Annotated in this window: 27 protein-coding genes and 1 pseudogene; 15 read left to right on the top strand and 13 right to left on the bottom strand. The window is 69.2% G+C overall.

Annotation, left to right across the window (positions count from 1 at the left end):
- The first annotated feature begins 165 nt into the window (after positions 1-165).
- The 6 genes and pseudogenes from OCU_RS26905 (at position 166) to OCU_RS26880 (ending at position 5,790) form a co-directional block, all read left to right on the top strand.
- Complete coding sequence (locus tag OCU_RS26905; RefSeq protein ID WP_009954780.1) at positions 166-1,068, top strand: STAS domain-containing protein; 903 nt, start codon at positions 166-168, stop codon at positions 1,066-1,068.
- Between the two features lie 22 nt (positions 1,069-1,090).
- Positions 1,091-1,480 (top strand): STAS domain-containing protein, encoded by a 390-nt coding sequence (locus tag OCU_RS26900; protein ID WP_008263312.1) that lies wholly within the window; start codon positions 1,091-1,093, stop codon positions 1,478-1,480.
- A complete protein-coding gene (locus tag OCU_RS26895; RefSeq protein WP_014378935.1) occupies positions 1,470-1,880 on the top strand; it encodes an anti-sigma regulatory factor in 411 nt (136 codons plus the stop codon). Before OCU_RS26900 ends, OCU_RS26895 begins: the two co-directional genes overlap by 11 nt.
- Positions 1,881-1,926: 46 nt before the next feature.
- Positions 1,927-2,497, top strand: a pseudogene (locus OCU_RS26890) (SpoIIE family protein phosphatase).
- Entirely contained in the window at positions 2,494-4,710 is a 2,217-nt protein-coding gene (locus OCU_RS26885; protein ID WP_014378933.1) for a SpoIIE family protein phosphatase, read from the top strand. The pseudogene OCU_RS26890 and the gene OCU_RS26885 overlap by 4 nt, the downstream one beginning before the upstream one ends.
- 78 nt (positions 4,711-4,788) lie before the next feature.
- On the top strand, positions 4,789-5,790 hold the full coding sequence (locus OCU_RS26880) for an iron-containing redox enzyme family protein (protein WP_009954776.1): 1,002 nt from the start codon (positions 4,789-4,791) through the stop codon (positions 5,788-5,790).
- On the opposite strand, the gene OCU_RS50075 is transcribed toward OCU_RS26880, so the two are convergent.
- The 6 genes from OCU_RS50075 to OCU_RS26855 all read right to left on the bottom strand — a co-directional run bounded on the left by OCU_RS50075 (position 5,738) and on the right by OCU_RS26855 (position 9,267).
- A complete protein-coding gene (locus tag OCU_RS50075; RefSeq protein ID WP_080552528.1) occupies positions 5,738-5,986 on the bottom strand; it encodes a CDGSH iron-sulfur domain-containing protein in 249 nt (82 codons plus the stop codon). The two genes, OCU_RS26880 and OCU_RS50075, sit on opposite strands and share 53 nt — an antisense overlap.
- Complete coding sequence (locus OCU_RS26875) at positions 5,983-6,672, bottom strand: HemK2/MTQ2 family protein methyltransferase (protein ID WP_008263297.1); 690 nt, start codon at positions 6,670-6,672, stop codon at positions 5,983-5,985. The genes OCU_RS50075 and OCU_RS26875 overlap by 4 nt, the downstream gene beginning before the upstream one ends.
- A gap of 105 nt (positions 6,673-6,777) precedes the next feature.
- Positions 6,778-7,332 (bottom strand): type 1 glutamine amidotransferase domain-containing protein, encoded by a 555-nt coding sequence (locus OCU_RS26870; RefSeq protein WP_008263296.1) that lies wholly within the window; start codon positions 7,330-7,332, stop codon positions 6,778-6,780.
- A gap of 38 nt (positions 7,333-7,370) precedes the next feature.
- Entirely contained in the window at positions 7,371-7,745 is a 375-nt protein-coding gene (locus tag OCU_RS26865) for a hypothetical protein (RefSeq protein ID WP_009954773.1), read from the bottom strand.
- A 14-nt stretch (positions 7,746-7,759) separates the two neighbouring features.
- Complete coding sequence (locus OCU_RS26860; protein WP_008263293.1) at positions 7,760-8,746, bottom strand: LLM class F420-dependent oxidoreductase; 987 nt, start codon at positions 8,744-8,746, stop codon at positions 7,760-7,762.
- A 56-nt stretch (positions 8,747-8,802) separates the two neighbouring features.
- The gene (locus OCU_RS26855) at positions 8,803-9,267 is read right to left on the bottom strand and encodes a GatB/YqeY domain-containing protein (protein WP_008263292.1); all 465 of its coding nucleotides are present in this window, start codon (positions 9,265-9,267) and stop codon (positions 8,803-8,805) included.
- A gap of 153 nt (positions 9,268-9,420) precedes the next feature.
- On the opposite strand from OCU_RS26855, the gene OCU_RS26850 reads away from it, so the two are divergent.
- Genes OCU_RS26850 through OCU_RS26830 form a run of 5 tightly spaced genes read left to right on the top strand, consistent with a single transcriptional unit; the run spans position 9,421 to position 14,742 of the window.
- On the top strand, positions 9,421-10,611 hold the full coding sequence (locus OCU_RS26850; RefSeq protein ID WP_014378928.1) for a hypothetical protein: 1,191 nt from the start codon (positions 9,421-9,423) through the stop codon (positions 10,609-10,611).
- A 24-nt stretch (positions 10,612-10,635) separates the two neighbouring features.
- Positions 10,636-11,289, top strand: a complete 654-nt coding sequence (locus tag OCU_RS26845) for a DUF4129 domain-containing protein (protein WP_009954769.1) — start codon at positions 10,636-10,638, stop codon at positions 11,287-11,289.
- Positions 11,289-12,428, top strand: coding sequence for a DUF4350 domain-containing protein (locus OCU_RS26840; RefSeq protein ID WP_014378927.1), 1,140 nt, complete (start codon positions 11,289-11,291; stop codon positions 12,426-12,428). Before OCU_RS26845 ends, OCU_RS26840 begins: the two co-directional genes overlap by 1 nt.
- Positions 12,425-13,420, top strand: a complete 996-nt coding sequence (locus tag OCU_RS26835) for an AAA family ATPase (RefSeq protein ID WP_008263288.1) — start codon at positions 12,425-12,427, stop codon at positions 13,418-13,420. Before OCU_RS26840 ends, OCU_RS26835 begins: the two co-directional genes overlap by 4 nt.
- On the top strand, positions 13,420-14,742 hold the full coding sequence (locus OCU_RS26830) for a DUF58 domain-containing protein (RefSeq protein ID WP_014378926.1): 1,323 nt from the start codon (positions 13,420-13,422) through the stop codon (positions 14,740-14,742). The genes OCU_RS26835 and OCU_RS26830 overlap by 1 nt, the downstream gene beginning before the upstream one ends.
- A 72-nt stretch (positions 14,743-14,814) precedes the next feature.
- Here OCU_RS26830 and OCU_RS26825 read toward each other — a convergent pair whose 3' ends face one another.
- Complete coding sequence (locus OCU_RS26825; protein ID WP_014378925.1) at positions 14,815-15,807, bottom strand: stage II sporulation protein M; 993 nt, start codon at positions 15,805-15,807, stop codon at positions 14,815-14,817.
- Positions 15,808-15,898: 91 nt separating this feature from the next.
- On the opposite strand from OCU_RS26825, the gene OCU_RS26820 reads away from it, so the two are divergent.
- On the top strand, positions 15,899-16,768 hold the full coding sequence (locus OCU_RS26820) for an RDD family protein (protein ID WP_014378924.1): 870 nt from the start codon (positions 15,899-15,901) through the stop codon (positions 16,766-16,768).
- Between the two features lie 10 nt (positions 16,769-16,778).
- On the opposite strand, the gene OCU_RS26815 is transcribed toward OCU_RS26820, so the two are convergent.
- Positions 16,779-17,168: a hypothetical protein gene (locus tag OCU_RS26815; protein ID WP_008263284.1), complete on the bottom strand. Its 390-nt coding sequence runs from the start codon at positions 17,166-17,168 to the stop codon at positions 16,779-16,781.
- 198 nt (positions 17,169-17,366) lie between these two features.
- Here OCU_RS26815 and OCU_RS26810 point away from each other — a divergent pair, with 198 nt between their 5' ends.
- Positions 17,367-18,086, top strand: a complete 720-nt coding sequence (locus OCU_RS26810) for a PadR family transcriptional regulator (protein WP_008263283.1) — start codon at positions 17,367-17,369, stop codon at positions 18,084-18,086.
- Positions 18,087-18,118: 32 nt separating this feature from the next.
- On the opposite strand, the gene glpK is transcribed toward OCU_RS26810, so the two are convergent.
- Positions 18,119-19,645: a glycerol kinase GlpK gene (glpK, locus tag OCU_RS26805; RefSeq protein WP_014378923.1), complete on the bottom strand. Its 1,527-nt coding sequence runs from the start codon at positions 19,643-19,645 to the stop codon at positions 18,119-18,121.
- Between the two features lie 135 nt (positions 19,646-19,780).
- Here glpK and OCU_RS26800 point away from each other — a divergent pair, with 135 nt between their 5' ends.
- Entirely contained in the window at positions 19,781-21,253 is a 1,473-nt protein-coding gene (locus tag OCU_RS26800; protein ID WP_009955092.1) for a glutamate--cysteine ligase family protein, read from the top strand.
- Positions 21,254-21,263: 10 nt separating this feature from the next.
- Positions 21,264-21,944: a class I SAM-dependent methyltransferase gene (locus tag OCU_RS26795; protein ID WP_014378922.1), complete on the top strand. Its 681-nt coding sequence runs from the start codon at positions 21,264-21,266 to the stop codon at positions 21,942-21,944.
- On the opposite strand, the gene egtE is transcribed toward OCU_RS26795, so the two are convergent.
- Genes egtE through egtB form a run of 4 tightly spaced genes read right to left on the bottom strand, consistent with a single transcriptional unit; the run spans position 21,941 to position 26,074 of the window.
- Positions 21,941-23,047, bottom strand: coding sequence for an ergothioneine biosynthesis PLP-dependent enzyme EgtE (gene egtE, locus OCU_RS26790; protein WP_232525340.1), 1,107 nt, complete (start codon positions 23,045-23,047; stop codon positions 21,941-21,943). The genes OCU_RS26795 and egtE overlap by 4 nt on opposite strands.
- A 47-nt stretch (positions 23,048-23,094) precedes the next feature.
- The gene (egtD, locus tag OCU_RS26785; protein ID WP_009955087.1) at positions 23,095-24,060 is read right to left on the bottom strand and encodes an L-histidine N(alpha)-methyltransferase; all 966 of its coding nucleotides are present in this window, start codon (positions 24,058-24,060) and stop codon (positions 23,095-23,097) included.
- Positions 24,060-24,770, bottom strand: coding sequence for an ergothioneine biosynthesis protein EgtC (gene egtC, locus OCU_RS26780; RefSeq protein WP_014378920.1), 711 nt, complete (start codon positions 24,768-24,770; stop codon positions 24,060-24,062). Before egtC ends, egtD begins: the two co-directional genes overlap by 1 nt.
- Positions 24,770-26,074 (bottom strand): ergothioneine biosynthesis protein EgtB, encoded by a 1,305-nt coding sequence (egtB, locus tag OCU_RS26775; protein ID WP_026071055.1) that lies wholly within the window; start codon positions 26,072-26,074, stop codon positions 24,770-24,772. The genes egtC and egtB overlap by 1 nt, the downstream gene beginning before the upstream one ends.
- Between the last annotated feature and the right edge of the window lies 1 nt (position 26,075).

Here is a 26,075-nt window from a genome sequence, read left to right as displayed (position 1 = left end):
CCTGGGCCTTGAATGCCTCGAGCGTGGTTCAACCCTAGCCTGCGTTATGAACTGCGAGAAGAATATGCCCTCTACACGTGGCCCGCGACAACCCAGGCTAGTCTCGCAAAAAGGAACTGCAGACCGCAGTGCGTGACGTGTACTCGGGAGGCCTGGGGAGGCCATATGTCAGATTCGACGTCGGATTTCACCAGTACCGGCACCGCAGCGCAAGTCGTCGGCATTTCCAGCGAGGGGCTGTTGCCTCAGCTCGTTCAGCACCTGCGGCAGAATCGGACCGTTTTGCGGGAGGAATGGGCCCGCCGCATCACCGAGGCCGAGCTGCTCACCGCGATGACGCCCGAAGAGCTCTTCTCCGAGGCCACGGCCGTCTACGACAACTATGTCGAGGTGCTCGAGACCGGTAGCGTCGAGGCGCTGCAGGCCTACGCCCGCGACCTGTCCGAACGCATCATTCCACGGGGCGTGGAAACCGACGAGGTCGTCGGCATCGTCCTGCTGCTCCGCGACGTGCTGGCCCGCTCGCTGTTCGAGAAGTACCAGACCGAATTCGAGATGCTCAACCGGGTGCTGGACGCCTACGAGCCGGCGGCCAACCGGATCGCCAACACCGTGGCGGTCAGCTTCGTCCAGGAACGTGAGCGCATCATCCGCCAGCAGCAGGAGGCGATCCGGGAGCTCTCAACGCCGGTGCTGCAGGTGCGTGAGCAGTTGCTGATCCTGCCGATCATCGGTGTGCTGGACAGCCAGCGCGCCCGCCAGGTCACCGAGCAGCTGTTGCGCGCCATCCGCGCCAACCGCGCGAAAGTGGTGGTCATCGACATCACCGGTGTGCCGACCATCGACTCGACCGTGGCCAACCACCTGGTGCAGACCGTCGACGCGTCGGGGCTGATGGGTGCCAGCGTGATCATCACCGGTCTGTCCTCGGAGATCGCGCTGACGCTGGTGACGATCGGCCTGGACCTGTCGAAGATGAACGCGGTCGGCGACCTGCAGGGCGGCATCGAGGAAGCCGAGCGGCTGCTGGGTTACGAGGTGACTCGCACCGGCGAGCAGACCGGGTGACGGTTAGGAACGCGAGCGCCGCATGCCAGTACCGATCCTGAAACAGGGTTCGATCCTCATCGCCTCGGTGCAGGCCGCGCTCTCAGACTCCGACGCCGAACGGCTGCGCTACGACCTCATGGAGCGCGTCAGCCGGTTCCGCGCGCAGGGCATCATCGTCGACGTCACCGCCATCGACGTCATGGATTCCTTCGCGGCCCGCTCGCTGCGCACGATCGCGCACATGACCCGGCTGCGTGGCGCGGACACGGTGATCGTCGGCCTGCAGCCCGAGGTGGCGTTCGCGATGGTCCAGCTTGGCCTGGCGTTCGACGACATGAACACCGCGCTGGACCTGGAAGAGGGCCTGTCCCTTCTGAATCGTCAACTGGCGCAGCGGAAACCGACGATCGGGCGCGATGGTGGCGGCTGATATCGTCGTCGCCATCGACCATCCCGACGACATCGTCGACGCCCGCAAGGCGGGGCACCAGCTCGCCCTTGATCTGGGATTCTCACTGACGGACGTCACCATGATCGCCACGGCGATCTCCGAAATCGCCCGCAACATCACCAGCTACGCCGGCCGCGGCTCCGTCCGGGTCGGGGTGGCCGACCGGGAGGGGCGCAAGGCCCTGGTGGTGCGCGCGGAGGATCAGGGGCCCGGGATCGCCGACATCGAACGCGCGATGGAAGACGGATATTCGACCGGCCGCGGGCTGGGGATGGGTTTGCCGGGCGCGCGCCGCCTGATGGACCGGTTGGTCGTCGAGTCCACGGTCGGTCAGGGGACCGTCATCGAGATGTGGAAATGGGTCCCGCCCCGTGCATGAAAGCGGCCGGTTCGGACCCATCGAGTGGGCCAGGGCGGGCCGGCCCTTGCCCAGCGAGTACACCTCCGGCGACCGGGGCATCTCGGTCGCCATCGGCGGCGAGGCCGCGCTGTTCGGTCTGGTGGATGGCCTCGGTCACGGGCCGGCCGCCGCGGAGGCTGCGCTGCGCGCGATCGATGCGGTCAAGAACAACAGTTCCGAGCGGCTCGAAGTCCTGATCCAGCTTTGCCACCGGCTGCTCACCGGAACCAGAGGGGTCGCAATGACGTTGGCGGGTGGATTTCGCCGCGAACACGCTGACGTGGACGGGGGTCGGCAACGTCACCGCCGATCTGGTGGCCAAGGCGCCCAGCGGTATCCATGTCCGGTCCAGTGCCCGTCTCACCGGGGGCATCGTCGGCTACCGGATACCGGAAATCCGTCCGGCACAGGCTATTTCGATCCGCCCCGGTGATCTTCTCGTGATGAGCACCGACGGGATCGGGGAAGATTACCTGGGTCACGTCGACTTCTCGGCGCACGCTGTCGCCATCGCGGAAGAGATTCTCGGTAAGGGCGCCAAGGAAACCGATGACGCGATGGTGCTGACGGCGCGGCACAGGGGGACCTCGACATGAGCGGCAACGAAGACTTCCACGATCGCTACGCCGCCGCGTTGCGCAACTATCTGGACTCACCCGATGACGCCAACTTGTCGATCGGAAATGAGCTCGGTCGCACGGCCCTACAGAATCAGATCAGCCTGCTCGAAATCGTCGAGAACCACGTCCGCCTGGTTTTCGAGATCGCGAAGGACGTGCGCATCGACGGGCCGATCGCGCTGGAGTTCCTGCTGCAACTGCTGGCTCCCCTCGACGTGGCCATGCGCGGATTCATCGACGGCAACAGGCGCTACGCGGAACAGCGGGATCGCGCGGATTGGCTGGCAGATCGCGACAAATTCCGCAACGCGCTGGTGAATTCGCTGCAGGAGGGGTTCTTCGTCGCCGACCACGAGGGCTCCGTGATCGAGATGAACAGCGCCTTCATCGACATCATCGGCTTTCCCAGCGAGGGTTTGCCCTATCGGTGGCCGCACCCGTGGCTGGTCGACACCAAGACGGCGGCCGAGCAGATCGGCCTGGTGCTGAACCACGGCAGGGCCGACTACGAAACGCCGATCCGCCACGGCGACGGGCATCTCGCCTGGGTGAAGGTGAGCATCAACGCGGTCAAGGAATCCGGCAGCGATCGCGACGCCTACGTCGGGACCGTTCGTGATATCACCGCGGAACGCGCATTCGCGGCGCGGGAGAGCGCGGTGTTGCGCCTGGCCACGGCGGTGGCGGTGGCCAGGAGCGTGGATGAGTTGCTGTCGATCACGTTCGACGAGTGCCGCGCGGCGATCGACGTGCAGCGGGTGGTCGCGGTCATGTGGCCCAGCGGCGAGGGCGACCCGACCGTCCACACCGCGGGCGAGCCCGCGGCGACGTCGTGGCGCAAGCTGGATCCGTGGTTGCGTCACACCTTCTCCGACGCGCGCCAGCAACTACCGCTGACCGCGAAAACCGTTGAGTCACCTGATCATCCCGGTAAGGCCCAGGGGTTGGTCGCGGTGCTGTCCGGCACCGGGGACCTGGCGTTGTGGCTGGAGCTGCGCACACCCCGCTGGGTCAGTGGCGAAGACCGCCTGCTGGTCACCGTGCTGATCAGCCACCTCAGTCTGGCGATGCAGCACGTTCGTCAGTTCGAGAGCGCCCGCGAGACGTCGCTGACGCTGCAGCGTGCCATGCTCCCGCCCATCCAGCCCCCGCCGGGTTTCACGGTGCGCTACGAACCCGCGGTGCTGCCCTTGGAGATCGGCGGTGACTGGTACGACGTGCTGCCGATCGGCGAGCACCGCATCGGCATCGTCGTCGGCGACTGCGTGGGACGCGGCCTGCCGGCCGCCGCCATCATGGGCCAGCTGCGCAGTTCCGCGCGAGCGTTGTTGATCAACGGCGCGGAGCCGGCGGTGCTGCTCGATCAGCTGGACTCGGCGGCGTCGCTCATCCCGAACGCCTACTGCACCACCGTTTTTCTCGCGATCCTGGACACCGAAACCGGGCTGTTGCAATACAGCAACGCCGGGCACATGCCAGCCGTGCTCACCGGCCCCGAGCCGGGCACGACGACCCTGTTGACCGACGCCGCTTCGGTGCCGCTCGCGGTCCGCCGCGATGAACCGCGCCCGCAGGCCACCCGGGTGCTGCCGCCCGGCTCGACCCTGATGTTGTTCACCGACGGGCTGGTGGAACGCAAACACGAGTCGATCGACGACGGAATCGCCCGCGCGGCAGACGTTCTGGCGCAGACGATGACATTACCGCTGGACACCGTCGCCGATGAGATGCTTCGTGAACTGGCGCCGGCGGGCGGCTATGACGACGACGTCGCGATGGTGATCTACCGCCACCACCAGACGCCGCTACGCATCGAAAGTGACGCCACCGCAGACCAATTGGTTCGCATCCGGCACCGCCTCGCGGACTGGCTGCGCGCCGCCCACATCACGGGGGACCTGGCCGCCGACATCGTGCTGGTGGTCAACGAGGCCTGCACCAATTGCGTCGAACACGCCTACCGCGGATTCGTCGCGGGGACGATGGTGGTCGAGGCCAGCCTCGGCGACGGCGAAGTGCGCACCCGGATCACCGATTACGGTTCGTGGAAGGCGCCGGCCGCCAACCCGGTCAACGGTGGGCGCGGCTTGCCCCTGATCAGGGCGCTCAGCGATGCGACGCAGCTCGACACCGCGGCCACCGGCACCACCCTCGACATCACCTTCAGACTGCCGGCTGAATCCGGCTAGTGGGCGTCGAAAAGTGTTGCGGCGCCGTTTGCCGGGCCCCGGTTACGGGTAGTCACCGGCGTGACCCGCTCATCGACCATGACTGAACCCGTCCTGCCCGAGGCACACGGGCCCCTGTCGACAGCCGTTCGTCGCGCGCTGGCGGGCCCGCCGTCGGTTGACCATTTCGCGCGCATCGGCGCATCCGTGCGCGATTCCGACCCGTACGGTCTGGATCTGCAGCTGGCGCTGTCCGTCTGCTACGAGCTGCACTACCGCGGTTTCGCCGGTGTCGACCCCGCGTGGGAGTGGAACCCGGCGCTGCTGGCGCTGCGCGCCGAGCTGGAGCGCGTGTTCTTGGCCGGTGTGCGCCGCGACGTCGGGCCGATCGAACCCGAGCAGACGGCCGCGGCTGAGATGGAAGCGATTTCGATCGAACCCGTCGACGGCACCGGCCCGTCGTACTACCTGCGTGACACCGGGACGTGGCAGCAGATGTGCGAATACTTCGTGCACCGCTCGCTGTATCACCTCAAAGAGGGCGATCCGCACGCCTGGGCCATTCCGCGCCTGATGGGCACCGCCAAAGCGGCCTTCGTGGCGGTGGAGTTCGACGAGTACGGCGCCGGGCAGGGCCCCCGACTGCATCAGCAACTGTTCGCCGATCTGCTGACCGCGGCCGGGCTGGACGCGACGTATTGGGGTTACGTCGACGCGGTTCCCGCCGAATCGCTGGCGGTGGTCAATCTGATGTCGCTGTTCGGGTTGCACCGCTCGTTGCGCGGCGCCGCGATCGGGCACTTCGCGTCGACCGAGATCACCTCGCCGCCCGGATCCCAGCGCATGGTGCGGGCGTTGGAGCGCTTGCAGGCGCCCGCGGCCTGCATCAATTTCTACAGCGAGCACGTCGAGGCCGACGCGGTACACGAACACGTCGTGCGCGCGGATGTGGTCGGCGATCTCGTCGCCCGGGAGCCGCAGCTCGAGCAGGACGTCATATTCGGGATCCGCGCGCACGCCGCGGTCGAAAACCGCCTGGCGGAAACGATTATGGCGTCGTGGAAGCAGGATCGGACGTCGTTGCGGCGGCCGCTGACGTAGCGGTCGTCTTGCTCAGGCGCTTGCATCTGCGGTGGCTGGTGTCACACAAGGGGTACCTGCCGCTGCGACGGCAGGTGCAGATCGCCACCATGAACCGGTCGGACTCGACGACCTCGCCGCCGGGCATCTCGATGCGCACCGGACCCGAAACCAGCACCGGGCCGTTGGGCACCACCTGAACCCTGGTGGGACTCATCGCTTTTCGGCCCGAATCACGATCAGTTCCTCTTCCCGGCGTCCGCGCGGTATCAGGCCGACGTCTTCCAACCACTGCGCCCGGGACGTCATCACCGGGCCGAACGGAATCCATTTCGAGGCAACCACTGCCGCGTCCATACCGGCCCACTTGAGGGAATCCAGCGACTGCTGGACACCGGCGAGTGCCGAGTGCACCATCAGCAGGGATCCACCGTCGCGCAACAACTTCGGAGCCGACTCGCACAGCGGGTCGAGGATCAGGCGTCCGTCTCGGCCGGCATTCCAGGCCCACGACGGTCCGGCTTCCGGGCAGATCTCTTCCAGCTCGGCACCGGGCGGGGTCGGCACGTAGGGCGGATTCGACACCACCACGTCGAACGGCGCGCACTCCACCGCGGTTATCCACGACCCCTCGCGAACGTCGATGTCGATTCCGGCAGCCGCGGCGTTCTCCCGGGCGCAGCGAACGGCCTGCGGGCAGATGTCGAAGGCGGTCGTGTCGGCGCAACCCATCTCCGCCGCCGCTATCGCGACGAAACCGCTGCCGGTGCACAGGTCCAGAACGCGCCGTCCCGGGATCAGACCGGTCTCGTGCATCACATCGACCAGCAGTCTGGAGTCCTCCTGCGGCCGATACACGTTCTGGGTGGGCAAGACGGCGGGCTCGGGATATGTGGTCGTCACGGTTGGCCTTTCGAGAACCCTATACGGATAGCCGCTGATCACGGCTTGGCGGGATGATGCCCGCAAACCGGGGCATTCAAACCGACCGGCCCGGCATCGCCGCGGCTAACCGGCCGTCGCCTGGGCAAACTGTTTGAGTATCGCCGCGCAGAACGCGGGGAGGTCCGACGGTGACCGGCTGGAGATCAAATTGCCGTCGATGACGACCTCGTCGTCTTCCACCTGGGCGCCCGCGTTGCGAAGATCCGTGCGAATGCTCGGGTAGGACGTCAGCGTCCGGCCCACCGCCACACCGGCTTCCACCAGGGTCCAGGGTCCGTGACAGATGGCGGCCACCGGTTTGCCCGAGCTGACGAAATCGCGGACGAACGAGACGGCGTCGTCGTCCATGCGCAGCTTGTCCGGGTTCACCGTGCCGCCCGGCAGCACCAGGCCGTCGAATTCGCCCACCGACGCCTCGGACACTTTCCGATCGACGGCGAAGGTCCCGGCGGGCTCGAGATCGTGGTTGCGGGCCTGGATTTCGCCGTCCTTGAGCGAGAGCACCTCGACCTTGGCCCCGGCCTCTTGCAGCGCCGCGCGCGGCTGTTCGAGCTCAACCTTTTCCACGCCGTCGGCCGCGAGAAAAGCTATTCTCTTTCCTTGCAATTCGTTTGACATCGCCGTTTTCCTTCCTGCGATCGACGATTCGCGTCGGATCAAAGAGTTCGCATCGCCGTGTAGAGGTCCAGGCCGGCGATCCCGGACAGGGCGGCGGCACAGACGATGCCCTGGCGCCGCCGCCCGGGGCCGCGGGCGGCCACACCCGCGATCAACAGGGCCATATCCAGGACATCCCCGGCCACACGGGTCCACACCAGCTTGTCGGGGCCCCCCAACAGCGCCGCGCCATGGCCGCATTCGCGCACCCCGAGCGCGCGGATCACCCGGCGCGACCGGGCGGTGTCGTCGACGCCCGCGATCGCGGCGACCCGACTCGGCGCCACCAGTTCGCCGATGCCCAGGGCGAAGCTGGCACCGCCGAGCGCGGAGACCAATGTGGCTGTGGTGTCGTCCGATTGGTCGCTCGTCATCGCCCGTCCGCCGATCAGTTCGCTGCCTCGCGCAGCGCGGCGAGCAGCGGCTCGGCGGCCTCTTTGAGGAACCTCTCCTGGGTGTCCCCGCCGACCTGGATGAGCGCGATGTCGGTGAATCCGGCTTCCCAGTAGGGCCGGACGCTCTCGACGATCGCGTCGAGGTCGGGCCCGCAGGGAATGGTGCCGGCGACGTCTTCGGGGCGGACGAATTGGGTCGCGCCGGCGAAACCGGCCGGGGTCGGCAGGTCGGCGTTCACCTTCCAGCCGCCGGCAAACCAGCGGAACTGGTCGTGCGCGCGCTTGACGGCCGTGTCGCGGTCGGGGTCCCAGCACACCGGTATCTGGCCGATCACCCGGCCGCCACCGGCGAGGTTCGCGGCCTGCCGGGCGCCGTGCCAGCCGTGGACGAGTTCGGCCTTGGGCTCCGTCGCGATCAGGTGGTCGGCCAGCTTGGCGAACTTGTCGATCGCCTTGGTGCCCCCGATGGCCACCCCGATGCCGACCGGGACGTCGGGGACGTCCCACAGCCGCGCGGAGTCGACCTGGAAATAGTCGCCGGTGAAGTCCACCAGCTGCCCGCCGAACAGTTCCCGGATGATCTTGATGGCCTCACGCAGCATGTCCTGGCGGCGGGTGACGGCCGGCCAGCCCCTGCCCACGACGTGCTCGTTGAGGTTTTCGCCGCTGCCCAGGCCCAGCGTGAACCGGCCGTCGGACAGGATCTGCACGGTGGCGGCCTGCTGGGCGACGATGGCCGGGTGATACCGCATCGTCGGGCACGTCACGTAGGTGTAGAGGTCTACCCGTTCGGTGGCCTGTGCCACCGCACCCAGGACCGCCCAGGCGTTGGGCGCGTGTCCCTGCGAGCTGAGCCACGGTGAAAAGTGGTCACTGCAGACGTGGAAGTCGAAACCGCGCTGTTCGGCCGAAATGGCGTACTGGACAAGCTCTTTGGGTCCACTCTGCTCGGTCATCAAAGTGTAGCCAAAATTGGTCATGCGCAGTTGGGTACCCGGCTGCCCCGAGGGCAAACGAGTCCACCGAACCGGTCGGGCTACAGGCGCTCTTTGACGGCGGCCGACAATCGGGCGCCGTCGGCCTTGCCGGCCGCGATCGCGGTGGCGGCCTTCATCACCAGGCCCATCTGTTTCATGCCGGGGCGCTCGCCGATTTCCTCGGCCACCTGCGCGATCGCCGTGTCGGCAACGTCGGCCACCTCGGCCTCGGTGAGCGGGGTGGGCAGGTATTCGTCGATGATCCTGGCCTCGGCGTGCTCGTTGGCGGCCAGGTCTCCGCGCCCGTTCTGGGTGTAGATCTCGGCGGATTCGCCGCGTTTGCGCGATTCCTTGGCCAGCACCTTGATGACCTCCTCGTCGGTGAGGTCTTTGGCCTGCTTGCCGGACACTTCCTCGGTTTGGATCGCGGCCAGCAGCATCCGCAGCGTGGCCGTTCGCAGCTTGTCCTGGGCCTTCATCGCCGCGGTCAGGTCCGCCCGGAGCCGGGATTTGAGTTCCGCCATGTGTGAGACGCTACGCGCGGGCGCGGGGGACAACGCGGTCAATGCCGGTCAATGCCGGTCAACATTGTGAAATGCCACGACCGCCGACAGGATGGAGCCCATGACGAACGACGCGCCCGGCCGCGGAGCTAGTTTGCAAGGCCTCGGCGTTCGGTGACCGCGCCGCCGCCTGGTCATCCGGTTGGCCCGCCGCCCGCATACGGCCCGCCGCCTCAATACGGCCCGCCACCTCAATACGGCCCGCCCCCGGTCTACCCGACCTATGGTCCCCCGCCGGGCTATCCGCCCCCACCCGGCCACGGCGTCCCACCCGGCTACGGGCGGCCGCCGGGCTACGGCACCCCACCCGCCTTCGGCGCGCCGCCGGGCTACGGAACGGTCAAGCCCGGCATCATCCCGCTGCGCCCGCTGACCCTCGGCGACATCTTCAACGGCGCGGTCGGCTACGTGCGCGCCAATCCGAAAGCGACGCTGGGTCTGACCGCCATCGTCGTCGTGGTCATGCAGATCATCACCAAGGTCGCCTTCTTCGGCCCGCTGGCCGCCCACGACCGGTTCACCACCACCGGCGAGCCCGACACCCTGACCGCGGGGGTCCTGGGCGCCTGGACGGCGTCGGTGGGGGCCGGCCTCCTCGTCGGCTGGCTGGGCGGCATGCTGCTGTCCGGAATGCTCACCGTCATCGTCGGGCGGGCGGTGTTCGGGTCGCCGATCACCATCGGTGAAACCTGGACCAGGATCCGCGGGCGGCTGCCGGCCTTGCTCGGCCTGGCCCTGGTCGAGGCCGTCGTGGTGGCGGCCCTGGCCGGGCTGGTCGCGGTGATCATCGGGGTGCTGGCGGCGATCGGCAGCGCCGCGGCGGCCGTGGTGCTCGGCATCCCGCTGGTGCTGGTCGTCCTCGCGGCGCTGGTGTACCTGTACACCGTGGTGCTGTTCGCCCCGGTGCTGATCGTGCTGGAACGGCTGCCCGTGCTCGACGCGATCACCCGATCGTTCAAGCTGATCCGCAACGGCTTCTGGCGAGTGCTGGGCATCCGCACGCTCACCTTCCTGGTGGCCTCGATCGTCGCCAACGCCGTCGCGGTGCCGTTCAGCATCGTCGGTCAGTTTTTCCAGATCACCTCGTCCGGCACCGCCTTTTTGATCAGCACCGCGATCCTCTCCGTCGGGGCGGCGATCGGCGAGATCATCACCGCACCGTTCAACGCCGGAGTGATCGTCCTGCTCTACACCGACCGCCGGATGCGCGCCGAGGCGTTCGACCTCGTCTTGCAGACCGGAGCCGCCCAGGGGCCCTACGCGGCCGCGTCCACCGACCACCTCTGGCTCACGCGGCCGCTGTAACGGCCGAGCGAGGACTAGCTGAGCATGCCTTCCATCGACATCGACCGCGATGCCGCGCACCGCGCCGCGCAGGACGAACTCAACAAGCCGATCTATTCCAAGGGGTCGTCGGCCGACCAGTTCCTCGACTGGCTCAACGACCTGATCTACCGGATGCTGCAGAAGACCGCCACGGTGCCAGGCGGATGGTTCACGGCGACAGTGCTTTTGATCCTGCTGGCGATCGCGGTGTTTGTTGCCTTCCACGTCGCGCGGCGCACCATGCGCGCCCGCCGCGGCGGTGACCAGCTGCTGTTCGAAGCCGCGCAATTGACGGCCGCCCAGCATCGAGCGACGGCCGAAAGCTATGCGGCCGAAGGTGATTGGGCGGCGGCCATACGCCACCGGCTGCGCGCTGTCGCCCGCCAGCTCGAGGAGACCGGTGTGCTGGCGGCGGCCCCCGGCCGCACGGCCAACGAGCTGGCTCGCGACGCCGGCACCGCGCTGCCCCATCTGGCCGACGAACTGTCCGAAGCGGCAACGGCTTTCAACGACGTCACCTATGGCGAGCAGCCCGGAACCCGGGCCGCCTACCAGATGATCGCCGACCTCGACGATCACCTGCGGTCCCGCTGGCAGGGCGCCCCGGCCGAGGCCGGGCGACCCGCCGTCCCCGAGTCGTGGGCGCAGGTGCGGTGATGGCCACGATCAGCGATGCCCGCACCCAGACCGCGCCCCGGCGCCGGCGCTCGTGGCGCTGGGTGGTCGTCATCCTGCTGGTGCTGGCCGTCATCGCCGGCGTCGATGCCTACCTGACCGCGCCGCGCCCCGGCGCGCGGATGGACCCCGCGTCGACCGGCCCGGACGGCGCCCACGCGCTGGTGGAGTTGCTCCGCGACGCCGGTGTGGACGTCGTCGTGGCCGACACCATCGCCGACGTCGAACGGGCGGCGCGCCCGGACGCGCTGATCCTGGTGGCACAGAGCCAGTACCTGACCGACGCGGTGACCGACCGGCTGGCGAGGATCCGTTCGGACCTGCTGCTGGTGGAACCGACGACGCGGGCCCGCGAGGCGCTGCTGCCGGGCGTGGAGGTGTCCGGCGCCAGCGGCTTCGACAGCGACCCGAATTGCACGCTGCGCGAAGCCGTTCGGTCCGGCTCGGTGCGGTTCGGCCCGACCAACACCTTCAAGGCCAAGGACGGCCGGACGATGACCCGCTGCTACGACGGCGCGCTGATCCGCTTCCGGGACGGCGGACGGGTCGTCACCGCCGTCGGCAGCACCGACTTCATGACCAACGGCGGCCTGTTGCACGCTGGCAACGCGGCGCTCGCGATGAACCTGGCCGGCGACCGCCCCCGGCTCGTGTGGTACGCGCCCCATCACGTCGAGGGTGAAACCTCCACCAAGGCATCACTTTTCGACCTGATTCCACCCAACGTGAGCTGGATCGTGTGGCAGCTGGCGCTGGTGGTGCTGCTGGTCGCCGCGTGGAAGGGCCGCCGCCCCGGCCCGCTGGTGGCCGAGGAGTTGCCCGTCGTGGTGCGCGCGTCGGAGACCGTCGAGGGTCGCGGCCGGCTGTATCGGTCCCGGCGGGCACGCGATCGCGCGGCCGCGGCGCTGCGCACGGCGACACTGCAGCGGCTGCTGCCGCGGCTCGGCCTGGGCGCCGGCGCCGACCCGGCGACCGTGGTGTCCACCGCGGCCCAGCGCACCGGTTCGGATCCGGGGTTCGTCTCCTACCATCTGTTCGGTCCGCCCCCGACGACCGACCACGACCTGTTACAACTTGCCCGTGCGCTCGACGACATCGAAAGGCAGGTCGCACGCCCGTGACACAGTCCCCTTCCGGTCCACAAGCCGATACCGCCTCGTCCCCCACCGCCGAATCCGCTCGCGAGGCGCTGCTGGCGTTGCGCGCCGAGCTCGCCAAGGCCGTCGTCGGGCAGGAGGGCGTGGTCAGCGGCCTGGTGATCGCGCTGCTGTGCCGCGGGCATGTGCTGCTGGAAGGCGTTCCGGGAGTGGCGAAGACGCTGCTGGTCCGGGCGCTGTCCGCGGCGCTGCAGCTGGAGTTCAAGCGGGTGCAGTTCACGCCGGACCTGATGCCCGGCGACGTGACGGGTTCCCTGGTGTACGACGCGCGCACCGCCGCGTTCGTGTTCCGGCCCGGTCCGGTGTTCACCAACCTGCTGCTCGCCGACGAGATCAACCGCACCCCACCCAAGACCCAGGCCGCGCTGCTCGAGGCGATGGAGGAGCGCCAGGTCAGCGTCGAGGGCGAACCCCAGCCGCTGCCGGACCCGTTCATCGTCGCCGCGACCCAGAACCCGGTCGAATACGAGGGCACCTACCAGCTGCCCGAGGCCCAGCTGGATCGCTTTCTCCTCAAACTGAATGTGACGCTGCCCCCGCGGGACGCCGAGATCGCCATCCTGCACCGGCACGCGCACGGTTTCGATCCCCGCGATCTGTCGGCGATCAAGCCGGTGGCGGGGCCGGCCGACCTGGCCGCCGGCCGCGACGCCGTGCGACACGTGCTGGTCGCCGACGAGGTGCTCGGCTACATCGTCGACATCGTCGGGGCCACCCGATCCTCCCCCGCGCTGCAGCTGGGCGTGTCCCCCCGCGGGGCGACCGCCCTGTTGGCCACCGCGCGCTCCTGGTCCTGGCTGTCGGGCCGCAACTACGTCACCCCCGACGACGTGAAGGCCATGGCCCGCCCGACGCTGCGGCACCGGGTGATGCTGCGGCCCGAAGCCGAACTCGAGGGGGCCACGTCCGATGGCGTGCTCGACGGGATTCTGGCGTCGGTTCCGGTGCCCCGCTAGTGATCCTGACCGGACGCACGGGACTGGTCGCGCTGATCTGCGTCCTGCCCATCGCTGTCTCGCCTTGGCCGGCAACGGCTTTCGTGGCCCTGCTGGTGGCGCTGGCCGTCGCCGTCGCCGTCGACGTCGGGTTGGCGGCCCGCACCACCGCCCTGCGCTACGTGCGCTCCCCGGATCGCTCCGCCCGGCTCGGTCAGCAGGTGGATTGTGAGCTGTCCATCCACAACGACGGCCGGCGGCGGTTCCGCGGCCAGGTCCGCGACGCCTGGCCGCCCAGCGCCCGCGCGCGGCCGCGCACCCATGCGGTGGACATCCCGGCCGGGGGCGATCAGCACGTCGCGACCCGGCTGGAGCCAAAGCGCCGCGGCGATCAGCGCGCGACGGTGATCACCGCGCGATCGATCGGGCCCCTGGGCCTGGCGGGACGGCAGGGTTCGCAATCGGTGCCCGGCCAGCTCCGGGTGCTGCCGCCGTTCCTGTCACGCAAGCACCTGCCGTCGCGCCTGGCCAGGCTGCGCGAGATCGACGGCCTGCTGCCCACCCTGGTGCGCGGGCAGGGCACCGAATTCGATTCGCTGCGAGAGTATGTCGTCGGTGACGACGTGCGCTCGATCGATTGGCGCGCGACCGCGCGGCGCGCCGACGTGGTGGTGCGCACCTGGCGCCCCGAACGCGACCGGCGCGTGGTGATCGTGCTCGACACGGGCCGCACCGCGGCGGGCCGGGTGGGCGTCGACCCCACCACCTCCGATCCCGCGGGCTGGCCGCGGCTGGACTGGTCGATGGATGCCGCGCTGCTGCTGGCCGCGCTCGCGTCGCGGGCGGGCGACAACGTCGACTTCCTCGCCCACGACCGGGTGAGCCGGGCCGGCGTCTTCGGCGCGTCGCGCACCGAGCTGCTCGCCCAGCTCGTCGACGCGATGGCCCCCCTGCAGCCCACGCTCGTCGAATCCGATTGGCGGGCAATGGCTTCGGCCATCGCGCTGCGGGCCCGCCGGCGCTCGCTGGTGGTGCTGCTGACCGACCTCAATCCGACCGCCCTCGACGAGGGCCTGCTGCCCGTGCTGCCGCAGCTGTCGGCCAAGCATCACCTGCTGCTGGCCGCGGTTTCCGACCCGCGGGTCGACCAGATGGCCGCCGGCCGATCGGATGCCGCGGCGGTGTACGACGCCGCCGCGGCCGAGCGATCCCGCAACGACCGCGGCGCCATGGCCACACGACTGCGCCGCACCGGCGTGGAGGTCGTCGACGCCCCGCCCGCCGAACTGGCGCCCGCGCTCGCCGACCACTACCTGGCGATGAAAGCGACCGGGCGCCTGTGATCGGCACCGCGGAACTGTAACCACCGACGCATTTCCCGAGTAGGGCCGTCCGCAGTTGCAGTCTCGCGAAGCTCAGCCGGTGGGGACCACATCCGGCGCGTCTTCGATGTCGCCGCTTTCCCCGGCTCTGACCCCGCGGCGACCGAAGTAGACGATGTAGGACAAGAACGCCGCCTCGGCGATGACGCCGATGCCGACCCGTACGACCGTCGGTAACGGCGACGGCGTCACCAGCGCCTCGATCAACCCGGAGACGGCGAGCACGGCCACCAGGCCCACGGCCACCGAGACGATGGCACGGCCCTGTTCGGCGAGCACCTGTCCGCGGGGCCGGTCGCCGGGCGACATCACCGACCATCCCAGCCGCATTCCCGCCGCCCCCGAGAGGAAGACCGCGGTGAGCTCCAACAGCCCATGGGGGGCAAGCAATCCCAGCAGCAGGCCGCCCTTGCCGGCGGGGAACATCAGGCCGGCGATCACGCCCACATTGGCGGCATTCTCGAACAGCACAAAGGGAATGGGCAGCCCCAGCACGACGGACAGCGCGATGCATTGAGCGGAAACCCAGGAATTGTTCACCCAGATCTGCAGCGCGAAGGCGGCGGCGGGATGTTCGCTGTAGTACGACTCGACGTCGTGATTGACCAATTGCTCGATGTCACTAGGGGTTCCGAGCGCTGACTGCACCTCGGGACTGCCGGCGACCCACAGCGCAATGACCACGACCACCGCGAAAAACGCCGCCGCCGTGGCCAGCCACCACCGCCACGTGCGGTACGCGACGACCGGGAAGGACACCGTCCAGAACCGGGTGAACGTACTGCTTAGCGGCGCGTGGGCGCCGGTCACCGCGGAACGGGCCCGCGCGACCAGGCTCGAGAGCCGGCCGACCAGCATCGAATCCGACGACGCCGAGCGCAGCATCGACAAATGGGTGGACACCCGCTGATAGAGCTCGACGAGTTCGTCGATCTCGGCGCCGCTGAGCGACCGGCGGCGCCCGATCAGTCGATCGAGGCGGTCCCACGTGCCTCGATGGGCCAGCACGAATGCGTCGACGTCCACCCTGGGCAGCCTAATCACCCCGCGGGCGCGGCGCCGCGGGCATGACCAAGTGCGGTCGCCCGCACCCGCCCGGCCTGTACCGTTCGAAGTTATGTCGGTGGTGACCGGGGACGCCGTGGTGCTGGACGTGCAGATCGCCCAGCTGCCGGTGCGGACGTTGAGCGCGCTGATCGATATCGCCGTCATGGTGATCGGCTACCTGCTCGGGCTGATGCTGTGGGCCGCCACCCTGACCGAGTTCGACACCGCGCTGAGCAACGCCATCCTGCTTATATTTACGGTTCTGGTAATTGTGGGCTACCCGTTGATCCTCGAGACCGCGACGCGGGGACGCTCGGTGGGCAAGATCGCCCTGGGTCTGCGCGTCGTGTCCGACGACGGCGGCCCAGAACGCTTCCGCCAGGCGCTGTTTCGCGCCCTGGCCTCGCTGGTGGAAATCTGGATGCTCTTCGGCAGCCCCGCCATCATCTGCAGCATCCTGTCACCCAAAGCCAAACGGATCGGCGATATCTTCGCCGGCACGGTGGTGGTCAACGAACGCGGACCCCGGCTGGGGCCCCCGCCGACGATGCCTCCGGCGCTGGCCTGGTGGGCGGCGTCGCTGCAGCTGTCGGGACTGTCCGTCGGTCAAGCCGAAGTGGCGCGCCAATTCCTTTCCCGCGCACCGCAACTCGACCGCCAGCTGCGCACTCAGATGGCGTACCGCATCGCCGGTGATGTCGTGGCGCGCATTGCGCCGCCCCCGCCCGGGGCCCCGCCGGAACTGGTGCTGGCCGCGGTCCTCGCCGAGCGGCACCGTCGCGAACTGGCCCGGCTGCGCCCGACCGCCCAGGCGCCGGGCTGGCCGCCCATGCCACCGGGCGCGCCGCCGCGGTACCCGGAGCCGTGGCCGGAGCCGGGCCGACCCGCCCCGGGACCGGGCTACGGCGCGCCTCCGGACGGTTTCGCACCGCCGCACTGACGCAGCGCGGCTAGCGGGCGACGCTCGCCGCCATGAGGACGACGTCGGCGATCAGCAGCGCCCACCCCAGCAGCGGGACCGCGATGCCGCCGCGGTGTTTGGCGGTGAAAACCGAGATGACGATGACGACGACGGCCACCGCGGGCGCGCCGTAGAAGGCGACGCCGAAGTCGATGCCGCCGTGGCCCAGGTTGGGGCAGCTGGTGTCGCTGCAACCGGCGGTGCTCAGCACGCCACCGAGCGCGAACAGCATGACGATCGCCGCGGCGGGCACCGTCGCCAGCGCCAACCCCCAGTTGACCCAGGGCCAGACGTTCCGGCGCGGGGCACCACCGGGGTCCCCGGATGGGGCCGCACCGGCGGCCGTGCGATCGACCGTCACGTCGTTGTCAGCGTCCATCCCACAGTTCCTACCCGCCGTCTGGCCTCTGCAAACCGGCCCGCGGGTTTGGGCGGCGCGGATGGGCGTGGATTTCCGCAGGTCAGCTTCGCTAGTCGATATCTTTCAACATATCCAGTTGCATCGCGTTAGTTCCCGATATATCGTGATATTCCGAAGCGCACGTCGGGTGCGCGATCCACCAACGTAAGGACACAAATGAGCAACCCATTCACTCCCCCCGAGGGACCATTCGGCGGCCGGCCCGGTTTCGGATTCGGGTTCGGCTCCGGCCCGGTCGACCGGCGCGCCCTGCACGAGGCGCGGCGCCAGGCCAGGCGGGACTTCCGCGAACATCTCCGCGACCACGCCGGCGGCGGCCACCCGGGTGGCTACGAAGGCCCGTTCGGGTTCGGTCCCGGATTCGGGCCGGGCTTCGGCCCCGGTTTCGGTTTCGGTCCCGGCGGACGGCGCGGCGCCTGGCGCCGTGGCGGCCCGGGCCGCGGCAAGCGCGGTGACGTGCGGGCGGCCATCCTGACGCTGCTCGCCGAGCGGCCGATGCACGGCTACGAGATGATCCAGCAGATCGCCGAACGCAGCAACGGGCTGTGGAAGCCGAGCCCTGGCTCGGTGTATCCGACCCTGCAGCTGCTCGACGACGAAGGCCTGATCACCGCGAGCGAATCCGCGGGCAGCAAGAAGCTTTTCGAGCTGACCGAGCAGGGCCGCGGGGCGGCCGAGAAGATCGAGACCCCGCCGTGGGACGAGATCACCGAAGGTGCGGACCCCGGTCACATGAGCCTGAGGGCGGCCGTCGGCCAGTTGTTCGGCGCGGTCGGGCAGTCCGCCCACACCGCTTCCGCCGAGCAGCAGCAGCGCATCGTCGACATTCTCAACAACGCGCGGCGCGAGATCTACGGCATCCTCGGCGAAGACTGATTCCGAGCCAGCGGACCCTGGATCAGGTCACCTCAGGTGATGGAGACCCAATCCAGGGTCCGCTGCACGGCCTTGCGCCAGCCCGCGTACCCCTCGGCGCGCTGCTCGTCGTTCCAGGTCGGCGACCAACGCCGGCCCTCCTGCCAGTTGGCGCGCAGGTCCGCCGGGTCGGCCCAGAACCCCACGGCCAGGCCGGCCGCGTACGCGGCGCCCAGCGCCGTCGTCTCGGCGACCACCGGACGCACCACGTCCACGCCCAGCACGTCGGCCTGGATCTGCATGCACAGGTCATTGCCGGTGATACCACCGTCGACCTTCAAAACCTCAAGGCGCACACCGGAATCCGCGGCCATCGCGTCTACCACGTCGCGGCTCTGGTAGCAGATCGCCTCCAGGGTGGCCCGGGCCAGATGCGCGTTGGTGTTGAATCGGGACAGCCCCACGATCGCGCCCCGGGCATCGGATCGCCAGTAGGGGGCGAACAACCCGGAAAACGCCGGGACGAAATAGACGCCGCCGTTGTCGTCGACCTGGCGGGCCAGCGCCTCGCTTTGCGCGGCCCCGCTTATGATGCCCAGCTGATCGCGCAGCCATTGCACGGCCGCGCCCGTCACCGCGATCGAACCCTCAAGTGCGTAAACGGGTTTGGCGTCCCCGAACTGGTAGCAGACGGTGGTCAGCAGCCCGTTGTCGGACCGCACGATCGTCTCGCCGGTGTTCAGTAGCAGGAAATTGCCGGTGCCATAGGTGTTTTTCGCCTCCCCCTCGGCCAGACACACCTGCCCCACCATCGCCGCGTGCTGGTCACCCAGCACGCCCGTGATCGCAATCTCTCCGCCCGCCGGGCCGGTCTCGGCCGTCACCCCGTAGGGCTGCGGCGACGACGACGGCCCGATCCGCGGCAGCATCGCGCGCGGGATCGCAAAGAATGACAGCAACTCGTCGTCCCAGTCCAGGGTCTCGAGGTTCATCAGCATGGTCCGGCTGGCGTTGGTCACGTCGGTGACGTGCACGCCGCCCCGCGGACCCCCGGTCAGGTTCCACAACACCCAGGTGTCCGGGGTGCCGAACAACGCGTCGCCACGCTCGGCGGCGTCGCGCACCCCGTCGACATTCTCCAAGATCCATCGCAGCTTTGCGCCGGAGAAGTACGTCGCCGGGGGAAGTCCCGCCTTGCGGCGGATCACCTCGCCCCGGCCGTCGGCTCCCAGCGCCGACGCGATCCGGTCGGTGCGGGTGTCCTGCCAGACGATCGCGTTGTAATAGGGCCGTCCGGTCTTGCGGTTCCAGACCAGCGTCGTCTCGCGCTGGTTCGTGATACCCAGCGCGGCAATGTTTTTCGGCGCCAGGTTGGCACGGTTGAGCACGGAGGTCAGCACCGAGGAGGTACGTTCCCAGATCTCCACCGGGTCGTGCTCGACCCAGCCCGCCTGGGGCAGGATCTGTTCGTGCTCGAGCTGGTGGCGGGCCACCTCGGCACCCTCGTGATCGAAGATCATGCAGCGCGTGCTGGTCGTCCCCTGGTCGATAGCGGCCACGAATTCGGCGAACTCGGCCAACTGCTCTCCTCCACCCGTGAGCTCTGACACTTTTGCGGCAAAAGTCCATCATGGTCTACCCGCCCGGCGGGCGAGGCCACAACCGCGCCGCCGGAGAGCTTGCGTTACGGGCGGTAACCCTGTTGCATCTGCGGTGTGGGCGAAGAGGTCAAGCGCACCACGTACGACAGCGCACACCGCCGCGAATACCGGCGCAAGGTTCAGGCGTGTCTGAACGTGTTCGAGACGATGCTCGCCCAGTCATGCTTCGATTCCGACCAGCCGCTCACCGGCATGGAGATCGAGTGCAACCTGGTCGACGCCGACTACCAGCCGGCCATGTCCAATCGCCACGTCCTGGACGCCATCGGCGATCCCGCGTACCAGACCGAATTGGGCGCCTACAACATCGAATTCAACGTCCCGCCGCACGCGCTGCCCGGACACACGGGGCTGGATCTCGAGGCCGAGGTGCGGGCCAGCCTGAACGAGGCCGAGATCAAGGCCGGCGCCGCCGACGGTGCGCACATCGTCATGATCGGCATCCTGCCCACGCTGATGCCCGAACACCTCGATCACGACTGGATGAGCGAGTCGACGCGGTATGCCGCCCTCAACGACTCGATCTTCACCGCCCGCGGCGAAGACCTGCCCATCGACATCGACGGCCCCGAACCGCTGAACTGGCACGCCGCGACGATAGCGCCCGAATCCGCTTGCACCAGCATGCAATTGCACCTGCAATTGGCCCCGGAGACGTTCGCCGCCAACTGGAACGCCGCGCAGATTGTCGCCGGTCCGCAGCTGGCGCTGGGCGCCAACTCGCCGTTCTTCTTCTCCCACCAACTCTGGGCGGAAACCCGCATCGAGCTGTTCACCCAATCCACCGACACCCGGCCCGAAGAGCTGAAAACCCAAGGCGTGCGCCCGCGAGTGTGGTTCGGTGAACAGTGGATCACCTCGGTCCTCGACCTGTACCGCGAGAACATCCGGTACTTCCCGTCCCTGTTGCCCGAGGTGTCCGAGGAGGATCCGGTCGCCGAGCTGGCCGCCGGGCGCACCCCGCAGCTGTCCGAGTTGCGGCTGCACAACGGCACCGTGTACCGGTGGAATCGCCCGGTGTACGACGTGGTCGACGGGCGCCCGCATCTGCGACTGGAGAATCGGGTGTTGCCGGCCGGACCGACAGTCGTTGACATGCTGGCGAATTCGTCCTTCTTCTACGGGATGCTGCGCAGCTTGTCCGAGGCGGACAGCCCGTTGTGGGACCGCATGGATTTCGCGGTGGCGGAGGCCAACTTTTTGGCGGCGGCGCGCCACGGCATCGACGCCCGGCTGCACTGGCCCGGGCTCGGGGAGGTGAGCGCACGCGACCTGGTGCTCGACACGTTGCTGCCGATGGCCGACGACGGGTTGCGGCGCTGGGGCGTCGACCCCGAGGTCCGCGACCGGTTCCTGGGGGTCATCGAGGGCCGCGCCCGCGCGGGCCGCAACGGCGCCACCTGGCAGGTTTCCACCGTACGGGCCCTGCAGGACGCGGGCATGGGCCGGGCCGCCGCGCTGGCCGAGATGCTGCGCCGCTACTGCGAGTACATGCATGCCAACGAGCCGGTGCACACCTGGGAGTAGGTTGACGACCATGTCGTCTGATCAAGTGATGGACTGGGACAGCGCCTACCGCGAGCAGGCCCATTTCGAGGGTCCGCCCCCGTGGAATATCGGTGAGCCGCAACCCGAACTGGCGGCGCTGGCCGCGGCCGGCAAGTTCCGCAGCGACGTCCTGGACGCCGGCTGCGGAGTCGCCGAGCTCTCACTGAGCCTGGCCGCCCAGGGTTACACCGTGGTCGGCGTCGACCTCACACCGACCGCCGTCGCGGCGGCCACCAAGTCCGCCCAGGAGCGCGGCTTGACCAGGGCCAGCTTCGTGCAGGCCGACATCACGTCGCTGAGCGGGTATGACGGACGGTTCGCCACCGTCGTCGACAGCACGCTGTTTCACTCGCTGCCCGTGGAGGGCCGCGACGGCTACCTGCGCTCGGTCCACCGCGCCGCGGCACCGGGCGCCAGCTACTTCGTGCTGGTGTTCGCCAAGGGCGCCTTCCCGGCCGAGATGGAACCCAAGCCCAACGAGGTCGACGAAGACGAACTGCGCGCCGCGGTCAGCACGTACTGGGAAATCGACGAGATTCGCCCCTCCTTCATCCTGTCGAACGCGATCAACATCGCCGACGCGCCTTTCGAATTCCCGCCGCACGATCGCGACGAGCAAGGCCGGATCAAGATGCCGGCCTACTTGCTGACGGCGCACAAGGCCGGCTAGCCGGTTGCGGTCGCCGCCGTCGCGGCGATGAGCGCCTCGGCGAAGGTCTCCAGGTCCTCGGCAGTGGTGTCCAGGTGCGGCGAGATCCGCAGCAGCGGCCCCGGGAGCTCCAGCGGTGCCCGCTGCACGCCGACGAAGGTGGTCAGGATCCGTCGCTCGGCGAGCAACCAGTCCCGCACCGCCTGCGGGTCGGCGCCGTCGGTCGGCACCAAAGTCGTGATGGCGCTGGGTTCTTCGACCTCCTCGACGACGGCCCACCCTGCGACGTCGGCCAGCACCATGCGGCTCAGGCCGCCCAGCTCGGCCAGGCGTGCACAGACGGCCGCCGGCCCGTAGGCCAGGTGCTCCCCCAGCGCCAGCGAAAACCCCACCCGCGCAGCGATATTGGCTTCGCCGAATTCGAGCTGCTGGGCCACCGTCGGCGACCCCGATGCGCGCGCCCACTGCGGCGCCGCCAGCCTCGGGCGCAGGCTCTCCATCAGCTCCCGGCGCACCGCCAGCATCCCGACACCGCGCGGGCCGGCGATCCACTTGCGCGACGAGGAATACGCCGCGTCGGCCCCGGCCGCGCAATCCACCTGCCCCAGCGCCTGCGCCGCGTCGATCACCAGTGGCAGCCCGAGCTCCCGGCAGAGCTGGGCGACCATCGAAACCGGTTGCACCACACCGCTATGGCTGGCCACCGCGGTCAGGTGCACCAGGTCCGGCCGGTCGGTGTCGAGGGCCCGCGCCGCGTCGTCGAGCGCGACGCGGCCGTCATCCATGGTCGGCAGCAGCCGGCGGTCGAACCCGTGGGCGGCCATCACGGCCAGGTTGGGCCCGTATTCGCCGGGCAGGCACGCTACCGTTCGGTGCTTGGTCGGCCAGGCGCCCAACAGCAGATCCAAGGCGTGAAGCGAGCCGGTGGTGAACACCACCTCGGCGTCGGTCATCCCGGTCAGCGCGGCGAACGCGACACGTCCGGCGTCGAGCACCGGGGCGGCCGCCTCGGCCGCGACATACCCGCCGACTTCGGACTCGTTGCGGGCGTGCTGCGCGGCGGCGTCGATCACCGCGACGCTCTGCCGCGAGCAGGCGGCGTTGTCCAGATGCAGGCCGGCCATGGGCGGGCGTGCCGCCCGCCATCGGTCGGCCAGCGAGTCGCCGGCGGTCACTTCACGGCCAACGACAACCCGAAGTCACCCGCTCCGTCGGTCCACCATTGCGTGCGACGCAGTCCCACGGCGGCCAGTTCGGCACTCACCTTTTCCGGGCGGAACTTGCACGACACCTCGGTCAGCATCTCCTCGCCGGCCTCGAAGTCCACGATCAGTTCGAGCGCACCGACACGCACCCGCTGGCCGCGATCGGCCCGCAACCACATCTCGATGCGTTCCTCGGCCGGGTTCCACCGCGCGACGTGCGCGAAAGCGTCGACGTCGAAATCGGCGTCCAGTTCCCGGTTTACCACCGCAAGAACATTGCGGTTGAACGCCGCCGTCACCCCGGCGGAATCGTCGTAGGCGCGCACCAGCCGCTCGAGGTCCTTGACCAGGTCGGTGCCCAGCAGCAGGCTGTCGCCGGGCCGCATCTGGGCGGACAGCGCGGCGAGGAAGTCCGCGCGCGGCCCGGGCGTGAGGTTGCCGATCGTCGACCCCAAGAACACGAACAGCCGCCGTCCGTCCGCCGGGATCTCGGTCAGGTGTTCTTCGAAATCGCCGCAGACGGCCTTGATTTCGACTCCCGAGTATTCCTGCGCAATGGCCGCGGCGGCCGTCGACAGGATGCTGGCGTCGACGTCGAAGGGGACGAACCGGCGCAGCGAACCGCGCGCGCGCAGGGCATCCAGCAGCAGCCGCGTCTTCTCCGAGGTGCCGCTGCCCAGTTCCACCAGGGTGTCGGCCTCGCTGGCCGACGCGATTTCGGCCGCCCGCGCGCGCAGGATCTCGGCCTCGGCGCGGGTCGGGTAGTACTCGGGCAGCCGGGTGATCTGGTCGAATAGGTCACTGCCCACGGCGTCATAGAACCACTTGGGCGGCAACGACTTCGGCGTCTTCTGCAGGCCTTCGAACACGTCACGGCGCAACGCGTGATAGGCCGAGTCTGCGGCGAGGTGGTTCGACAGCGACAGCGTCATCAAGACCCTTTCGGATGATCCAGCGGGGTCATCGTGACTCCGCCGGCGGTGACTTCGACCAGGTGGCGGTCCGGCACGTCCTCCCAGTCGGAGTCGTTGTCATAGGGTTCGCTGGCCAGGACCACACCGTCCGGGCGGCGCAGGATGGACAGCGTGTCCCCCCACACCGTCGCCAGCATGCGAGAACCGTTGGCGGCCAATATGTTCAGCCGGGCGCGCGGGTCGGCCGCCGCGATCTCGACGATGGTGTCGCCCAGCGCGTCGAGGCCGCGCTCGAAGATGACGGCCGCCAGCATCGCGCTGTCGCAGACCGATTCGGCCTGCGACGTCGCCGGCAGCGCCGCCCGGTCGACGATTCCGTTGTGCGACAACAACCATTGCCCGTCGGTGAACGGCGCGGTCGCGCTGACTTCGATCGGCATGCCGACGGTCGCCGAGCGCACCGCGGCCACCACGCAGTGGCTGCGCAGCGCCGGCGCGACGGACTCGAAGGACACATCACCCCACAGCGGCAGCTGGCTGCGCCAGCGCCGGGGCGCGGCGCCATCCGACGCAGCATCGAAAAAGCCGACGCCCCAACCGTCCGCGTTCAACAGACAATGCTTCTGGCGGCGCGGCGCGTAGGCCTGCACCCGCAGCCCGAACGGCGGGTCGAGCACCAGCGAGGAGACCGTGACGTCGGCCCCGAGCCACCCCAGGTGCCGGCACATCAGGCGATCTCCTTCGGCACGTCCCAGGCCAACCGGACGCCGGAGAAGATCTGGCGCCGGTACGGGTGATCCCAGTTGCGAAAACTCGGGCGCAGGATGCCCGGCTCCACGGCCCACGATCCGCCGCGCAGCACCCGGTAATCGCCGTCGAAGAACGGCTGTGAATAGCGCTCGTAGAGCATCGGGACGAACCCGGGCCAGGGCCGCAGCGGGCTGCTCGTCCACTCCCACACATCGCCGAGCATCTGCTCGGCCCCGTACGCGGAAGCGCCGGCGGGGTAGGCCCCGACGGGTGCGGGCCGTAGCGCGGTGCCGCCGAGGTTGGCCAGCGCGTCGCACGGCTCCTGGGCGCCCCACGGGTAGCGGCGCCGGACGCCGGCGGAGGGGTCCCATGCGCAGGCCTTCTCCCATTCCATCTCGGTGGGCAGCCGCGCGCCGGCCCAGGCCGCGTACGCCTCGGCCTCGAAATAGCTGACGTGCTGGACGGGTTCGTCGGCGGGGATGTCTTCGACGTGGCCGAACCGGGTGCGGGTGGCGGCATCGGGATTCCAGAACTGCGGTGCGGTCAGGCCGGCGGCCTGGCGATGCCGCCAGCCCCGCTCCGACCACCACCGCGGCTGGTCGTAGCCGCCGTCGTCGATGAAGTGCCGCCATTCGCCGTTGGTGACCGGAACCCGGCCGATCCGGAACGCGGGCAGGTCGACGACGTGGCCGGGACGCTCGTTGTCCAGCGAAAATGGCTCGGCGGCGGGGTCAACGCCGAGCACAAACTCGCCACCGGGCACCAGCACCGAGGTGCCGGCCAGGCCCGGGCGGGCGGGCGGCAGCATCGACGTGCCGCGCAGTAGCGGCGGGCCGCTGCGCAGATTCAATGCCTGCAGCATGGTTTCGTCGTGCTGGTTTTCGTGGCTGACCACCATCGCGTACGCGAACGCCGCCTCGTCGCCCGCGGGGTCGTCGGGCAGCGCGTCCAGGGCGTCGAACACGGCGGACCGCACCGTCCGGCAGTACGCGCGCGCCTCGTCCGGCGACAACAGCGGCAGGTCGACCCGACTGGCGCGCGAGTGCACGAAGGCGTCGTAGAGACCCTCGACGGCCGGCGACAGCATCGACGGCCGGGCAAGATCCCCGCCCCGCAGCAGCCACAGCTCTTCCTGCTGGCCGATGTGCGCCAGATCCCACACCAGCGGGCTCATCAGCGGGTCGTACTGCCGGCACAGTTCGGCGTCGTCGAAGTCGACCAGCCGCAGCGTCCGCGTCCGCGTCCGCGTCAACTGGTCGGCGAGCGCCTGGCGTGACGTCACC

This window comes from Mycobacterium intracellulare ATCC 13950, assembly GCF_000277125.1.
Taxonomy (GTDB): domain Bacteria; phylum Actinomycetota; class Actinomycetes; order Mycobacteriales; family Mycobacteriaceae; genus Mycobacterium; species Mycobacterium intracellulare.
The sequence above is the reverse complement of the archived record's forward strand: the minus strand, read 5'-3'. Positions and strand labels throughout refer to the sequence as shown.

Bases quoted from the DNA above. Each gene is read 5' to 3' on its own strand.
- OCU_RS26870 (WP_008263296.1), bottom strand. From the start codon at position 7,332: ATGTCAAACGAATTGCAAGGAAAGAGAATAGCTTTTCTCGCGGCCGAC.
- OCU_RS26795 (WP_014378922.1), top strand. From the start codon at position 21,264: ATGTCGTCTGATCAAGTGATGGACTGGGACAGCGCCTACCGCGAGCAG.
- OCU_RS26820 (WP_014378924.1), top strand. From the start codon at position 15,899: ATGTCGGTGGTGACCGGGGACGCCGTGGTGCTGGACGTGCAGATCGCC.
- OCU_RS26905 (WP_009954780.1), top strand. From the start codon at position 166: ATGTCAGATTCGACGTCGGATTTCACCAGTACCGGCACCGCAGCGCAA.
- OCU_RS26815 (WP_008263284.1), bottom strand. From the start codon at position 17,168: ATGGACGCTGACAACGACGTGACGGTCGATCGCACGGCCGCCGGTGCG.
- OCU_RS26860 (WP_008263293.1), bottom strand. From the start codon at position 8,746: ATGACCAATTTTGGCTACACTTTGATGACCGAGCAGAGTGGACCCAAA.
- OCU_RS26810 (WP_008263283.1), top strand. From the start codon at position 17,367: ATGAGCAACCCATTCACTCCCCCCGAGGGACCATTCGGCGGCCGGCCC.
- OCU_RS26855 (WP_008263292.1), bottom strand. From the start codon at position 9,267: ATGGCGGAACTCAAATCCCGGCTCCGGGCGGACCTGACCGCGGCGATG.
- OCU_RS26885 (WP_014378933.1), top strand. From the start codon at position 2,494: ATGAGCGGCAACGAAGACTTCCACGATCGCTACGCCGCCGCGTTGCGC.
- egtD (WP_009955087.1), bottom strand. From the start codon at position 24,060: ATGACGCTGTCGCTGTCGAACCACCTCGCCGCAGACTCGGCCTATCAC.
- OCU_RS26865 (WP_009954773.1), bottom strand. From the start codon at position 7,745: ATGACGAGCGACCAATCGGACGACACCACAGCCACATTGGTCTCCGCG.
- egtE (WP_232525340.1), bottom strand. From the start codon at position 23,047: ATGGCCGGCCTGCATCTGGACAACGCCGCCTGCTCGCGGCAGAGCGTC.
- OCU_RS50075 (WP_080552528.1), bottom strand. From the start codon at position 5,986: ATGAGTCCCACCAGGGTTCAGGTGGTGCCCAACGGCCCGGTGCTGGTT.
- egtC (WP_014378920.1), bottom strand. From the start codon at position 24,770: ATGTGCCGGCACCTGGGGTGGCTCGGGGCCGACGTCACGGTCTCCTCG.
- OCU_RS26840 (WP_014378927.1), top strand. From the start codon at position 11,289: ATGGCCACGATCAGCGATGCCCGCACCCAGACCGCGCCCCGGCGCCGG.
- OCU_RS26880 (WP_009954776.1), top strand. From the start codon at position 4,789: ATGACTGAACCCGTCCTGCCCGAGGCACACGGGCCCCTGTCGACAGCC.
- OCU_RS26845 (WP_009954769.1), top strand. From the start codon at position 10,636: ATGCCTTCCATCGACATCGACCGCGATGCCGCGCACCGCGCCGCGCAG.
- OCU_RS26900 (WP_008263312.1), top strand. From the start codon at position 1,091: ATGCCAGTACCGATCCTGAAACAGGGTTCGATCCTCATCGCCTCGGTG.